Source organism: Mesorhizobium sp. M0166 (assembly GCF_040322255.1).
In the GTDB taxonomy this organism is placed as follows: Bacteria; Pseudomonadota; Alphaproteobacteria; order Rhizobiales; family Rhizobiaceae; genus Mesorhizobium.
In genome coordinates, this window is the sequence record NZ_JAMYTD010000010.1 from 1 (window position 1) to 13323 (window position 13323).

Sequence of the window (13323 nt, forward strand, 5' to 3'; positions counted from 1 at the left end):
GCTCCCATGCAGAACCTGGCCCATAGTGCATCCTTTGATTCGGACGACAATGATGAACCATCAAAGCCTGGGATCAAACATCTAGGACCCGGTTGAGACTAATTTAGCCTCGCCCGACAAACGGCATCTTCGTCGCCATCACGGTCATGAACAGCACGTTGGCGTCGAGCGGCAGGCTGGCCATATGGAGGACGGCGTCGGCGACGCGCTCGACATCCATCACCGCTTCGGCGGCAATGGTGCCGTTGGCTTGCGGCACGCCGACCGTCATCGCTTGCGCCATGTCGGTCAGTGCGTTGCCGATGTCGATCTGGCCGCAAGCAATGTCGAAGGGCCTGCCGTCCAGCGCCAGCGTCTTGGTCAGCCCGGTGATGGCGTGCTTGGTCGCCGTATAGGGCACCGAGCCCGGCCGTGGCGCATAGGCCGATACCGAGCCGTTGTTGATGATGCGGCCGCCCATCGGCTGCTGCCTGCGCATGGCGCCGAAGGCGGCGCGAGCACACAGGAACGAGCCGGTGAGATTGACCCCGACGATGTCGTTCCATACCTCGACCGGGATGTCGTCGATCAATGTCGATTTGTAGCTCGTGCCGGCATTGTTGAAGAGCAGGTCGACGCGCCCGAAAGCTGCAGCCACCGTCTCGAACAGATCGTCGACCTGATCGGCCTTGCTGATGTCGCAGGCGAAGGCCAATGCCTTGGCCTGCGTCGGCCCGGCCGCGGCAATCGCCTCATCCAGCACCGGCTTGCGGCGGCCGCAGAAGACCGTGTTCCAGCCGGCCTTGAGCAGGGCCGTGGCGACGCTTTTGCCGATGCCCGTGCCGGCGCCGGTGACGATGGCGGTTTTATAGTCGGTCATGGCTGTACTCCCTGAAAGGGATGAGCCATCGCAAATGACGGGAAGCATGGCAAGCCGGGCCAAAGCCTGTGCTCACAAAAAGGGCGGCCATTGGCGACCGCCCCTGTCCGAACCGGGCTTGGGAGGAGGAAAGCCGATCCGACTATGTAAAATCATGCGCTTCCTCGGTTAACGAGAAGCTAACGTCGGACGGCCGTGTCGCAGCCCGCTTTTACCAGCGCGAATTGACGGCCGGCTTGGCTGCCTCGCCCGTGGATGCCGCCGGTACCTTCGCCGCCGTCACCGTCGCTTCGACATGGTCGACCAGCGCGTCCGGCAGGCCGAGGCGGCCGGCAAGCAGGTCGAGATAGCCGCGTTCGGCCCGCGTGTCCGGATCGATGGCAAGACGCGAGGCGGTGTAGAGTTCCAGCTTTTGCGCATCGGTCTTGGCGCCGGCGATCAGCACATCCAGATCGAGCGGCGCCTCCAGTTCCGACATCAGGAATTTCTCCGCTTCGGCGCCGACGCCGGCGAGGCTGAGCTTGCCGGCGATCTTCTGCCGCTCTTCGTCATCGACATGACCGTCGGCCTTCGCCGCCGAGATCATCGCCCTGACCAGCGTCAGCGTGAATTCGTCTTCGCCCTGCGGCGCTTGCGACGGATGGAAGGCGGTATCGGCCGGCGGCGGCAGCAATTCCGGTTCGCCTGCAACTTGCGTCTCGGCCGGCGCGTTGCCGTTCTTGTAGTTCTGGTAGGCCTTGTAGGCGAGGCCGCCGATCGCAGCCAACCCACCAAGCTTCACCGCCGCACCGGTGACCTGACGGCCTGGGCCGGTTCCGAGCAGCACCGCGGCCAGCGCACCGGCGGCAAGCGGATTGTCCTTGGCCATCTGCACCGCCTGCCCGGCCTTGTCGCGGACGGTCGATCCGGTACCGGGAACTTGCGAGCCGAGCAGATCGTCGAGGAGCTTCTTGGGATCGAACATCTATGCCTCCAGAATTGGCCCGGCCGAAGGTGCGCGGGCAGGTTTGGACGTCGAAGACCTAGGTCCCGCAGTTTGACATTACAATGACGGGGTGCATCCTTTTGCCCGCTGCCACGCATGACCTCGCACCGACATCTGCTGGGATTTCACGCGAAATCAAAGTGCTGCAGCCTCCTTCCGCGCCCGAACAACACGCGGCGCTGTGGACATTGGATGTGTCGAAACCGCCCTCGACTTCGACTAATGTCGCGGCATGTCGCTTGGGAGGAGCCTGGCATGACCGATGAGACAGACCGCCAGCCGGCACGCGATCCCCAGGAGCTGGAGCGCCTGCTGATTTCGCGGCAATGGGTCGGAGACATTGATGGCATGGCGGCGCTTTTTGAGCCGCATGCAGTCATCGACAGCGGTGGCGGACAACTGACGCTCGGGCGCGAAGCCATCCGAACGCTGTTCGCGGAGATCACCGCAACCGGCCGAAAATTTCAGTCCGGAGATCAGCGTCCGGCTGTCATCAATGGCGACCTGGCGCTCACCTCGACCCGGCTTCCCGACGGCACGATTACCACCGAGGTCGCGCGCCGGCAGAACGACGGGACATGGATGTGGGTCATCGATCGCTTCTCTGTTGCCTGACGTGAAGTTGCTTCACGTCAGCTAACTTCCGATGTGGCGGTCGCCGCGTGCCTGCGCCAGCTCGACCTGTCGCTGGCGCTCGGCATAACGGGAGCGATCTTCATCCGAGCGGGCATCGAAGCAATGCGGGCATGAAACGCCGGTAGCATATTTCGGCGACAGCCGGTCTTCTGCCGCCAGCGGATGCCGGCAGGCGCGGCAGAGTTCCGCCTCGCCTGCGACCAGCCCGTGCGATACCGAAACGCGCTCGTCGAAGACGAAGCATTCGCCTTGCCACAGGCTCTGTTCGGCGGGGACGTCCTCGAGATATTTCAGAATGCCGCCCTTGAGATGGAACACAGCCTCGAAGCCGAGCGACTTCACATAGGCCGTCGCCTTCTCGCAGCGTATGCCGCCGGTGCAGAACATCGCGACCTTTCGCCCCTCGAGCTCATGCCGATACTGCTCGACCCAGGCCGGGAATTCGCGGAAGCTGGTGGTGGCGGGATCGACAGCGCCCTTAAAGGTGCCGAGCGACACCTCGTAGGCGTTACGCGTGTCGATGACGATGGTGCCTGTATCCGAGATCAGTGCGTTCCAGTCGGCTGGCGCAACATAGGTGCCTGCACCTGCCGCCGGATCGATATTGTCCACGCCCATGGTGACGATCTCGCGCTTCAACCGCACCTTCATGCGGTGGAACGGCATCGCTGCGGCGCTGCTGTATTTGATCTCGAGGCCGGCGAGACCGTCGATGGATTCGAGATGACCGATGAGCGCCGTGATTGCCGCTTCACTGCCGGCGACCGTGCCGTTGATGCCCTCACGCGCCAGCAGCAGCGTGCCCTTGATGCCGCGTGCGCGGCAGAAGGCGGCGAGCGGCGCGCGCAGCGCCTCGAAGGTGTCGAGCCGGGCGAAGCGGTAAAGCGCGGCAACGCGGAAGCCTTGGCTGGGCAGTGTCATCACCAAGCCACTAAACGCTCACGACAGCCGGATCAAGGCAGAGCCGGGAGCGGTCTGACCGCGGGTGCGTTTCGAACACCACGCGTGACATCGCGACACGCCGCGTTTCGTGGACAGAAAAACCGCCTTCTGCTAACCGGTCGACTTGATCAACAGAGGAGAGACGACGAATGCCCAGCACGACCGAAAAGCTCCTGTCGCTCCTCAACGGCCAGCCGGTCATACCGGTGCTGAAGATCGCCAATCCCGCCGATGCGGCGCCGCTGGCCCGGGCGCTGGCCCGCGGTGGCCTGCCGGCGATCGAAATCACGCTGCGCACCGCCGACGCGCTGGAGGCGATCCGCCGGGTGGCAGGCGAGGTCGAAGACGCCGTCGTCGGCGCCGGCACCATCCTGGACGCCCGCCAGTTCGGCGAGGCGGCGGCCGCCGGCTCGAAGTTCATCGTCAGCCCCGGCATCACCCGCGAGCTTCTCGCGGCAGCCAGGGACAGCGATGTGCCGTTGCTGCCTGGCGCCATCACGCCGGGAGAGGTCATGGCCGCGCGCGAAGCCGGCCTGCGCTTTCTGAAATTCTTCCCGGCCGAACAGTCGGGCGGCATCGCCTCGCTCAAGGCTTTCGCCTCGCCGCTTGCCGACGTGAAATTCTGCCCGACCGGCGGTATCACCGGCAAGAACGCCGCCGACTACCTCAGCCTGCCCAACGTCATCTGCGTCGGCGGTTCCTGGGTGGCGCCGGACGATCTGGTCAAGGCCGGCAGATGGGACGAGATCGAAGCCTTGGCGCGCGCTGCAAGCAAGCTCGGGCGCTAACATCGCCGCCGATCTGGCCTGCCGCCGATCTGGTTCGCCGGCTGGTTCCCGCTCATGGGCTCGAACCACGATTCACGCCTTCAAAGGGCGCTGTCCTACCATTAGACGAAGCGGGAGAATGCCGACCATTGGTTAGCATCCCGGGATGAAGGAAGCCAGTGCCGGCGGTGAAGGCCGCGCGGGGATGCCGAGCGCGGCCTACTCGGTCTTGAAGCGGGCCACTGACATGAACTTGACGGCCTTACCGGTGAACCGGTTGGCGTCGGCCATTTCGTTGCCCGGCTGGAAGCCCACGGTATAGACCTCGCTCGGTGCCGTACGGACGAAGTCGTAGGCGTAGCGCGGCGCCGTTGTCGCATCCGAAACGGTTGCGACATACTCACCGCTGTGCAGCGCCCAGCGGGCGGCCTGCGGCGCGGCGGCGACCACCACCGGCTTGGGGCCGGGCTTCAGGTCGCGGGCGGTGGCCCTGGGTTCCTTGCGTGTGGTCTTCACGCCTGCTCCGATGACGGCAGCCGGATCGGAGCCGGCCGGGCGGGCAACGATGGCGTCTCGCGGCGATGCGCCGTCGTCGTTCGCCGGTTCCTCGAACACCGATGCTTGCTCGGAAAGCGACGCGACCTTGTATTCGTCGGTCGCGCTGACCCGTTCCAGAACGGCCTTGACCTCGTCGGGCTGCGAACTGTCTGGCCGCGCCGACGGCAATACGGAGAATGCGTCGGTGGCGGTATTGCTCCTCTCGGCTGCACTCGCCAGCGCCAGCAACACTTGCTTGTCCTGCGGTGCAAGACCCGCCTGCGAAAGATCGGCCGGCAGCGAATGATCGGGCCGCCAGCTCGGCACGGGAATGGTATTGGCCGCGGCCTGCACCGGGCCGGCTGCGGCAGACGGGTCTGCCACGCCGAACGGAACGTTTTCAGGTGCCACGCTTGCCGGCGCCGCACTTGCCGACGCTTGCGCGGTCGCCACCGCCTGTTCGGTCGATCCAGCCGCATCCGCCACGCCGAACGGAACATTTTCAGGCGGCTGGGCGCCGACGTCGGTCTTCGGGCGCGGAGCAAAATCCGGCAGCGGGATACTGCGCGCCGGCAATGCCGCGATGATCGTCTCCGGCGTGTCATTCTCCGGTTCAGGCGCAGGCGCCGGAGCATCGGCGACTTCCGGAATCTCGGCGCGCTTGGCATCCTGAGGCGCCACGATGGCAATGCCAGGCAGGTTGCTGCTCTTGGCGGACGGCGCCGGCTTCACGTTACGGGGCTTTGGCGCTGGCTCGGCCATCGCCACATCGGCGCTGTCGTCCGCCTCGTCGTCGCCGCCGCCGAAGAGGGCTGCCAGGAACCCGCGGGATTTTTTTGCACCGCCGCTTGCGCTGGCCAGTTCGATGGCCGGCGCGCCGGCGCCCTTGCGGGCCTTATAGGAGGCGAGCGCCTGTTGATAACCAGGCAGCGGCTTGCCGTCGCTCGGTACATGCAGCGTCTTGCCGTTGGGGAACACGCGCGCCAGTTCCTGGCGGCTGATGCCGGGCCAGTGGCGCACATTGCCGACATCCATATGCACGAAGGGCGAGCCGGAACTGGGATAGTAGCCGACGCCGCCGCCCTGCATCCTGAGGCCGATGTCACGCAGCTTCTTCAGCGGCACGCCGGGAATGTAGAAATCCATCGCCCTGCCGAGCATGTGCTGGCTCTTCTCGGCGACGCCCCTGCTGCGGCTGCGCAGCATCGAATTCGTGGCCGGCGAACGATAGCCGCAGACGACCTGGATGTAATCGGTGGCGCCGCTCTCCCGATACGCCTCCCAGACCAGGTCCAGCAGGCGCGGATCCATCTTGGTCGGCTCGTTGCGGCGCCAGTCGCGCAGGATGATGTTGATCTTTCGCAAGCCCGCCTGGTCGTAGCGGCCATTGCGCTTGTAGACGATCTCCGCCTTTTCATGCGTGTGGAGATGATAGAGCTTCAGCGAACGTGTCTCGGCATTGGCGCCGGTTGCCGCCGCTGCAAGGAACCCGACGGCAACAATCACCGCTGCCAGCCATCTCGGCCAGACGCTCATGTGATAATGCCGCCCGTTTTTGTGTCGTTCGATTCTGTTCAAATCAAAAGGCCTTGCAGGCTGCCGTTTTGTCCCCGGATTTGACCAAACGGATGCGTGGTGTATGCATCCGAATATCGATCCTAATGGTTAATCATCGCTTATTGAAGCCGAAATGCGGTAACACGGTGGCGATATCCCGCCAAAAATATTGCGCAGGATATCGTGGTAAACCGCTGGTTTAGATCATGTTTTGGCGCCAGCTCGAAACACGATCTGTTACCGTCCGCCTTAATACGTGAACACTGCGGCGGATACCTCGTTTCGAGGCGTGCTTGCTTCGAATGGATGCCCGGATGAGAACCAGCTTGGCCCTGTGACTCAGGAAGCGAGCCGTTCGACGCGGCCGGTTTCCGGGTCGATGCCGTATTCCTTGAGCTTGCGGTAGAGCGTCGACCGGCCGATGCCGAGGCGGCGGGCGACTTCGCTCATCTGGCCGTTGTAGTGGTCGATGGCGAGCTTGATCATTTCGAGTTCGACGTCGGCCAGAGCACGCACATTGCCGCGCTCGTCGAGCGCCCGCAGTGTGCCGAAGCGAGGCCTGGCCGGCGCGTCGGGATCGGCGGTTGCTATGCCGCCAGCGGCCGGCAAGTTGTCGCGCGGCTGGCTGCCCGAAGCCAAGCCGGAAGCTGGCCACCCTGGGGCTGCCCCCCCCGAAGCTGGCCCCCCTGAATCTGGCAAGGCAATACCCGAATCGAGATTGACCGTGCCCTCGACCTGCGCCCGGATCTGCGGGAATTCTTCTTCGGTCAGCATGTCGCCGTCGGCAAGCACCGAAGCCCGGAAGACGGCGTTTTCGAGCTGCCTTATGTTGCCCGGCCAGTCATAGGCCTGCAGCATGGCAACCGCCGCAGCCGAGATGCCTCGCAGGCGATGGCGCGGATCGTTGGGCGCCACCTTCTCCATGAAGTGCTCGACCAGATAGGGGATGTCGTCGCGACGGTCGCGCAATGGCGGCACGAAGATCGGATAGACGTTCAGCCGATAGAACAGGTCCTCGCGGAACTTGCCGTCTTTGACCTGCTGCAGCAGGTTGCGATGGGTTGCCGAGATCAGCCTGATGTCGACCCTGACGGTCGAGCGCCCGCCAACCGGATCGACTTCGCCATCCTGCACGGCGCGCAACAGCTTGACCTGCGCGTCGAGCGGCAGGTCGCCGATTTCGTCAAGGAACAGCGTGCCGGTATGCGCTTCGACGAACTTGCCGGTATGTTTTTCGGTGGCGCCGGTGAACGAGCCCTTCTCGTGCCCGAACAGGATCGATTCGACCAGATTGTCGGGGATGGCGCCGCAATTCACGGTGACGAACGGTTTCGAGCGGCGGTCGCCGCTGCCCTGGATGGCGCGCGCCACCAGTTCCTTGCCGACGCCGGATTCACCCTCGATCAGGATCGGAATGTTGGACGCCGCAGCCTTGCGGCCGAGCCGGATCACCCGATCCATCGCCGGACTTTGGGTGATCATGTCCTTGAACGTCAGATGGCCGCCGCGCTGCCGTGACGAGCGCTTCACTTCGCCTTCGAGCGCTTCGACCTTGAGGGCGTTGCCGATCGACGCCTGCAGCCTGTCGGGAGAGGCCGGCTTGACGACGAAATCGAAGGCGCCGTGACGCATTGCCGAAACGACGGTTTCGATGCCGCCCTGCGCGGTCTGCACGATGACGGGAATGTGGATGCCACGCTCGCGCATCGCCTTCAGCACGCCGATGCCGTCGAGGCCGGGCATCATCAGATCGAGGATGACCACCGACACGTCGCGCGCATTGGGTCCGTCGACGAGATCAAGACCGGCCTCGCCGCCATCGGCGACGATCGCGGTGTGGCCGAATTTCGTCACCGCCGCCTCGAGCAGCCGGCGCTGCACGGGATCGTCATCGACTATGAGTATGGAAGCTGCCATGACTGATCCGCCCGTGCCCGCCCGAGAATGCGCCCTATGGATCATCTTGGCACAGGGTTCTAAATAAGCTTTCAAAAAACCCGGTGAATGAATTCCTTAGGATTTGACCGGCTTCTCGTTTCCTCGAATTTTCGTATCTGGAAGGATCGGCAATGCGCATGGTTTTTGCTCGAAAGCTGGCGGCAGCGCCCGGTCAGGGCGTGGCGGAGCTTGGCGACCTGCCGGAATGGAATCTGGCCGATCTCTATTCGGGCATGGAAGCGCCCGAGCTGAAGCGCGACATCGTCCAGGCCGCCGCCGATGCCATCGCCTTCGAAAGCCGTTGGAAAGGCACGCTCGCCGCCGAGGCAGGGCGTGGCAGCGCCGGCAGGCTGGGCGAGGTGCTTCAGGCCTATGAAGCGCTGGAGGAGTTGATCGGCCGCATCGTCTCCTATGCCGGGCTTGTCTATGCCGGCAACACGTCGGATCCGCAGCGCGCCAAGCTCTATGGCGACATCCAGGAAAAGATGGCCGATGCCAGCGCGCACCTGCTATTTTTCGCGCTCGAGCTGAACCTCATCGACGATGGCGCGATCGAAAATGCGCTCGCCGCCGATTCGGCCTTCGCCCATTACCGGCCCTGGGTGCTCGATCTGCGCAAGGACAAGCCCTATCAGCTCGAAGACCGCATCGAGCAGCTCTTCCATGAAAAGTCGATCACCGGGCGCGGGGCCTGGAACCGCCTGTTCGACGAGACGATGACCGATTTGCGCTTCGACGTCGACGGCGAGGAGCTGACGCTGGAGCCGGCGCTCAATCGCCTGCAGGACGCCGATGGCGAGGTGCGCCGCCGGGCGTCCGAGGCGCTGGCCACGACCTTCCGCAAGAATTTGCGCGTCTTTACGCTGGTCACCAACACGCTGGCCAAGGACAAGGAGATCTCCGACCGCTGGCGCGGCTTCGAGGACATTGCCGATTCCCGTCATCTCGCCAACCGCGTCGAACGCAGCGTAGTGGATGCGCTCGCCGCCGCAGTCCGTGACGCCTATCCGCGCCTGTCGCATCGCTATTATGCGATGAAGGCGCGCTGGCTCGGCATGCAGGTGATGAACCACTGGGACCGAAACGCGCCATTGCCCGAGACCCCACAGGCGGTCATCGGCTGGGACGAGGCCAAGAACACCGTGCTTTCCGCCTACCAGCGCTTTTCGCCCGACATGGCGGAGATCGCCAGAACCTTCTTCGACCGCAACTGGATCGATGCACCGGTGAGACCCGGCAAGTCGCCTGGTGCCTTCGCGCATCCGACCGTGCCTTCGGCGCATCCCTATGTGCTGCTCAACTACATGGGCAAGCCGCGCGACGTGATGACGCTGGCGCACGAGCTCGGCCACGGCGTGCACCAGGTGCTGGCCGGCGGCCAGGGCGCCTTGATGGCATCGACGCCACTGACGCTGGCCGAAACCGCATCGGTGTTCGGCGAGATGCTGACGTTCCGCTCGCTGCTCGAGCAGACCACCGACAAGCGCGAACGCAAGGCCATGCTCGCCCAGAAGGTCGAGGACATGATCAACACGGTCGTGCGCCAGATCGCCTTCTACGAGTTCGAGCGCAAGGTGCATGCCGAGCGCAAGAGCGGCGAATTGACCTCCGACAGGCTCGGCCAGTTCTGGTTGGAAGTGCAGGCGGAAAGCCTCGGGCCGGCGATCAAGCTGCGCGACGGGTACGAGGTTTTCTGGACCTATATCCCGCACTTCATCCACTCGCCTTTCTATGTCTATGCCTATGCATTCGGCGATTGCCTGGTGAACTCGCTCTACGCGGTCTACCAGAACGCCGAGCGCGGTTTTCAGGAGAAATATTTTGCCATGCTGCGCGCCGGCGGCACCAAGCATCATTCCGAGCTTCTGGCGCCGTTCGGCCTCGACGCGGCCGACCCTGCCTTCTGGCAGATCGGGCTTGGTGTGATCAGCGGACTGATCGACGAGCTGGAAGCACTGGACAATTGATGCGCAACACTGGGCGATGCGCAACGCGGGGTGACCGGGTTTTCCAGAACAGTTTAGCTGCAATGCATATTGGCGACGATTCTATTCTTGTCTTGGATATTTGTTCTTAAATAACTTTCCATGGAAGTTTTCCGTTAGATTCCCGTAAGCTGTATGATAGCGTCCGCCCTCAAGCTCAGCCGGGCACGAATGGGTCTGGTCGGAAAGTCCCGACCCGTTCGTGGCGTGCCGGCGGATGCGACAACGGTTGTTGGCCAGGGGCAAACCGGTCGCCGACAGCTCGATCGAAGCCGGCTGTTCTGCAAATTGCGGAATCACCATCGAATGATCCTTCGCCGAGGTCATGGCTCCACAGGCCAGGGCGGACGGATCGGACTGGAGAGAGAAAGACAATGGGCACTTTTTTCTACATGCTCCTGGCGTTCTTGGTAGGTGTGTTGGTTGGCTGGTTCATTTGGGGACGCCTGCGTGGCGAACTCGATAGTTTGCGCGGCGATCTCGACCGCACGCGCAGCGAACGAGACAGGTTGCGGGCCGATAGCGACCGTCTGACCGGTGAGTTGGATGCATGCGGCCGGGCCCGCGCCGATCTCGAACGCCGGCTGGGCGAGGCGAAAACCACCCAGGCGCCAACCGCGAAGGCGGCAACAGCCAAGGCGCCAGCCGCCAAGGCCGGCGCGACCAAGGCGGCGATGCAGGCGCCGTCAACCCTGATGTCGACATCCGCACCAGCCAAACCGGCGCCGAAGAAATCTCCGACGGCAAAGGCCGTGACCGCGCCACGCGCAAGTGCCGCGAAAACGGCAACGCCGAAACCGCCTGCATCGAAAGCGAGCGCCGCACCCAGGAGCGCGCCAGCGGCAAGCAAGGCTGCGCCGGCGGCGAGCAAGGCCGCGCCAGCTGCAAAGAAAGCCGCGAGCGGCAAGGCAACAGCCACTGCTCCAGGCAAAGCCAATGATCTGCGTCGCCTGATCGGCATCGGCCCGACCAACGAGCGGCTGCTCAAAGGGCTTGGGGTCACGACCTATGCCCAGATCGCCGCCTGGACGCCCGACGATGTCAAGCGGATCGAGGCGACATTGAATTTCGACGGCCGCATCGAACGTGAACGCTGGATCGAGCAGGCGAAACTGCTTGCCGCCGGTGACGAGAAGGAATTTGCGCGCCGCTTCCCGACTGCGGGAGAAGCCAGCAATACCTGAGCCATTGCAAGGCGGCATCTGGAACAAGGCGGCGCCCTCTGGCGCCGCTTTTGTTTTTGCCCCCCGCGCCTTTGCGTCTTGAGACGCCGTTCCCTCGATTGCGCACGGTCGAGCCCCCATATAGATCGATCGCTGGTGACCGCAGCATCCGAGCCTTATGTCCCTGCCCCTGCCCTTTGCAATTTTCCGGAACGACGAGACCGCGCGTCAGCTCGTTTTCGACCGGCCGGCCGAGGTCATCGCAGTGCATGGCGAGGCGGATTTTTTGCCGGCGCTGGAAGCCGCGCAGGCTGCACATGACGGCGGCAAATGGCTGGCCGGTTATTTCTCCTACGAGGCCGGTTACCTGCTCGAACCCAAGCTCGTTCCGCTGCTGCCGGCCGGCCGCCGCGCCCCGCTTTTCTGCCTCGGCGTGTTCGACGCGCCGGTCGAGGAGACGGTCGCGCCAGGCGATCTGCCGGCTAGCAACGGCCCGATCTTCGACGCCAAGGCAGCCTGGTCTTCGGACGACTACGCCAAACGCTTTGCCAGGCTGCATGACCACATCCGCAAGGGCGACTGCTACCAGGGCAATCTGACCTTTCCGGTCCATGCGCAATGGTCGGGCGATCCGCTGGTCGCCTTCAACGCGCTGACCGAACGCCAGCCGGTGAAGTATGGCGCGCTGGTCGCGCTTGGCGATCCAATCGTCTTGTCGCGATCGCCGGAACTGTTCTTCGAGGTCGACGCGGAAGGCATGATCGAGACGCATCCGATGAAGGGCACCGCGCCGCGCGGCGCAACAAAAGCCGAGGACGATCGCCTGAAAGCGTTCTTGCGCAACGACGAGAAGAACCAGGCCGAGAACCGGATGATCGTCGATCTCCTGCGCAACGACATCTCACTGATCAGCGAGATTGGCACGCTCGATGTGCCGGAGCTTTTCCGCATCGAGAGCTACCCGACCGTCCACCAGATGGTGAGCCGCGTGCGGGCAAAACTTTTGCCCGGCCTCTCCATCCGCCAGATTTTCGCCGCGCTATTCCCCTGCGGCTCGATCACCGGCGCGCCGAAGATCCGCGCCATGGAAATCCTGCGCGAGCTGGAAAGTGGTCCGCGCGATGTCTATTGCGGCGCCATAGGCTGGATCGCGCCCGGCGGCCGGATGCGTTTTTCCGTGGCGATCCGCACCATCTCGCTCTTTGCCAATGGCGAGGCGGTCTACAATGTCGGCGGCGGTGTCGTCTTCGATTCGACAGCCGAAGAGGAGTACCAGGAGTGTCTGCTGAAAGCCCGTTTCGCGACGGGAACAGTGCCGATTTCGAACTGATCGAAACAATGCGCTGGGAACCCGGCTCGGGTTTCCTTCGTTTCGACCGCCATCTCGCGCGGCTTTACGGCTCGGCAAACGAACTCGGCTTCGCCTGCGACCCGCAAAGGGTCGGCGAAGCACTGATGAATGCGGTTGGTCACCAACAGATCGCGTTGCGCACACGCCTCGTCCTGTCGCGCAATGGCGAAGTCGCGGTTTCGGTGCAGCCCTACGAGCCGCTTGCCGCCGACAAGGTCTGGACACTGCAGCTGGCACGGGTGCGGCTTGATTCGAGCGACACGCTGCTGCGCCACAAGACCAGCCGCCGCCAAACCTTTACGCGCGCCCGCGCCGAATATCTTGCCGGCCGGGCCGACGAGGTGCTGCTCGCCAATGAGCGCGGCGAAATCTGCGAGGGCACGATCACCAACGTCTTTGCCGATTTCGGCGAGGGCGTGCTGGCCACGCCCCGGCTCGATTGCGGCCTGCTGCCTGGCGTCCTGCGCGGTGAACTGCTGGATCAAGGCCGCGCCGGTGAAGCGGTCTACACGTGGAACGAACTGAAATCGGCCAAGGCGCTGTTCGTCGGCAACTCGCTGCGCGGATTGATCCCGGCGCGGCTGGGCTGAAGCATCGGAGACA

Annotated in this window: 12 protein-coding genes and 1 tRNA gene; 6 read left to right on the forward strand and 7 right to left on the reverse strand. The window is 64.0% G+C overall.

Features of this window, described 5'->3' with window-relative positions; genetic code table 11:
* Window positions 1-103: 103 nt before the first annotated feature.
* Both NKJ46_RS13640 and NKJ46_RS13645 read right to left on the reverse strand, forming a co-directional pair.
* Window positions 104-859, reverse strand: a complete 756-nt coding sequence (locus NKJ46_RS13640; protein ID WP_352665487.1) for an SDR family oxidoreductase — start codon at window positions 857-859, stop codon at window positions 104-106.
* Between the two features lie 211 nt (window positions 860-1070).
* Complete coding sequence (locus tag NKJ46_RS13645; RefSeq protein WP_352665488.1) at window positions 1071-1823, reverse strand: tellurite resistance TerB family protein; 753 nt, start codon at window positions 1821-1823, stop codon at window positions 1071-1073.
* A gap of 276 nt (window positions 1824-2099) precedes the next feature.
* On the opposite strand from NKJ46_RS13645, the gene NKJ46_RS13650 reads away from it, so the two are divergent.
* Window positions 2100-2459, forward strand: coding sequence for a YybH family protein (locus NKJ46_RS13650; RefSeq protein WP_352665489.1), 360 nt, complete (start codon window positions 2100-2102; stop codon window positions 2457-2459).
* A 21-nt stretch (window positions 2460-2480) separates the two neighbouring features.
* Here the strand turns inward: NKJ46_RS13650 and trhO are convergent, their stop codons facing one another.
* Complete coding sequence (trhO, locus tag NKJ46_RS13655) at window positions 2481-3401, reverse strand: oxygen-dependent tRNA uridine(34) hydroxylase TrhO (RefSeq protein ID WP_502903399.1); 921 nt, start codon at window positions 3399-3401, stop codon at window positions 2481-2483.
* Window positions 3402-3571: 170 nt separating this feature from the next.
* On the opposite strand from trhO, the gene NKJ46_RS13660 reads away from it, so the two are divergent.
* Window positions 3572-4210: a 2-dehydro-3-deoxy-phosphogluconate aldolase gene (locus NKJ46_RS13660; RefSeq protein WP_352665491.1), complete on the forward strand. Its 639-nt coding sequence runs from the start codon at window positions 3572-3574 to the stop codon at window positions 4208-4210.
* Window positions 4211-4252: 42 nt separating this feature from the next.
* Here NKJ46_RS13660 and NKJ46_RS13665 read toward each other — a convergent pair.
* The 3 genes from NKJ46_RS13665 to NKJ46_RS13675 form a co-directional block, all read right to left on the reverse strand.
* A tRNA-Gln gene (locus tag NKJ46_RS13665) sits at window positions 4253-4326 on the reverse strand.
* 82 nt (window positions 4327-4408) lie between these two features.
* Window positions 4409-6262, reverse strand: a complete 1854-nt coding sequence (mepK, locus tag NKJ46_RS13670; RefSeq protein WP_352665494.1) for a peptidoglycan L,D-endopeptidase MepK — start codon at window positions 6260-6262, stop codon at window positions 4409-4411.
* 360 nt (window positions 6263-6622) lie between these two features.
* Window positions 6623-8200, reverse strand: coding sequence for a sigma-54-dependent transcriptional regulator (locus tag NKJ46_RS13675; protein WP_352665496.1), 1578 nt, complete (start codon window positions 8198-8200; stop codon window positions 6623-6625).
* Between the two features lie 152 nt (window positions 8201-8352).
* On the opposite strand from NKJ46_RS13675, the gene NKJ46_RS13680 reads away from it, so the two are divergent.
* On the forward strand, window positions 8353-10188 hold the full coding sequence (locus NKJ46_RS13680; protein WP_352665497.1) for a M3 family oligoendopeptidase: 1836 nt from the start codon (window positions 8353-8355) through the stop codon (window positions 10186-10188).
* A gap of 81 nt (window positions 10189-10269) precedes the next feature.
* Here the strand turns inward: NKJ46_RS13680 and NKJ46_RS13685 are convergent, their stop codons facing one another.
* Window positions 10270-10509: a hypothetical protein gene (locus NKJ46_RS13685; protein WP_352665499.1), complete on the reverse strand. Its 240-nt coding sequence runs from the start codon at window positions 10507-10509 to the stop codon at window positions 10270-10272.
* Between the two features lie 71 nt (window positions 10510-10580).
* Between NKJ46_RS13685 and NKJ46_RS13690 the strand changes: the two genes are divergently transcribed.
* The 3 genes from NKJ46_RS13690 to NKJ46_RS13700 all read left to right on the forward strand — a co-directional run bounded on the left by NKJ46_RS13690 (window position 10581) and on the right by NKJ46_RS13700 (window position 13310).
* Window positions 10581-11390 carry a helix-hairpin-helix domain-containing protein gene (locus tag NKJ46_RS13690; RefSeq protein WP_352665500.1) on the forward strand — a complete coding sequence of 270 codons (810 nt, stop codon included), beginning with the start codon at window positions 10581-10583 and terminating at the stop codon, window positions 11388-11390.
* Window positions 11391-11547: 157 nt separating this feature from the next.
* Window positions 11548-12699 (forward strand): aminodeoxychorismate synthase component I, encoded by a 1152-nt coding sequence (locus tag NKJ46_RS13695; protein ID WP_352665502.1) that lies wholly within the window; start codon window positions 11548-11550, stop codon window positions 12697-12699.
* A complete protein-coding gene (locus tag NKJ46_RS13700) occupies window positions 12648-13310 on the forward strand; it encodes an aminotransferase class IV family protein (protein ID WP_352665503.1) in 663 nt (220 codons plus the stop codon). Before NKJ46_RS13695 ends, NKJ46_RS13700 begins: the two co-directional genes overlap by 52 nt.
* Window positions 13311-13323: the final 13 nt, after the last annotated feature.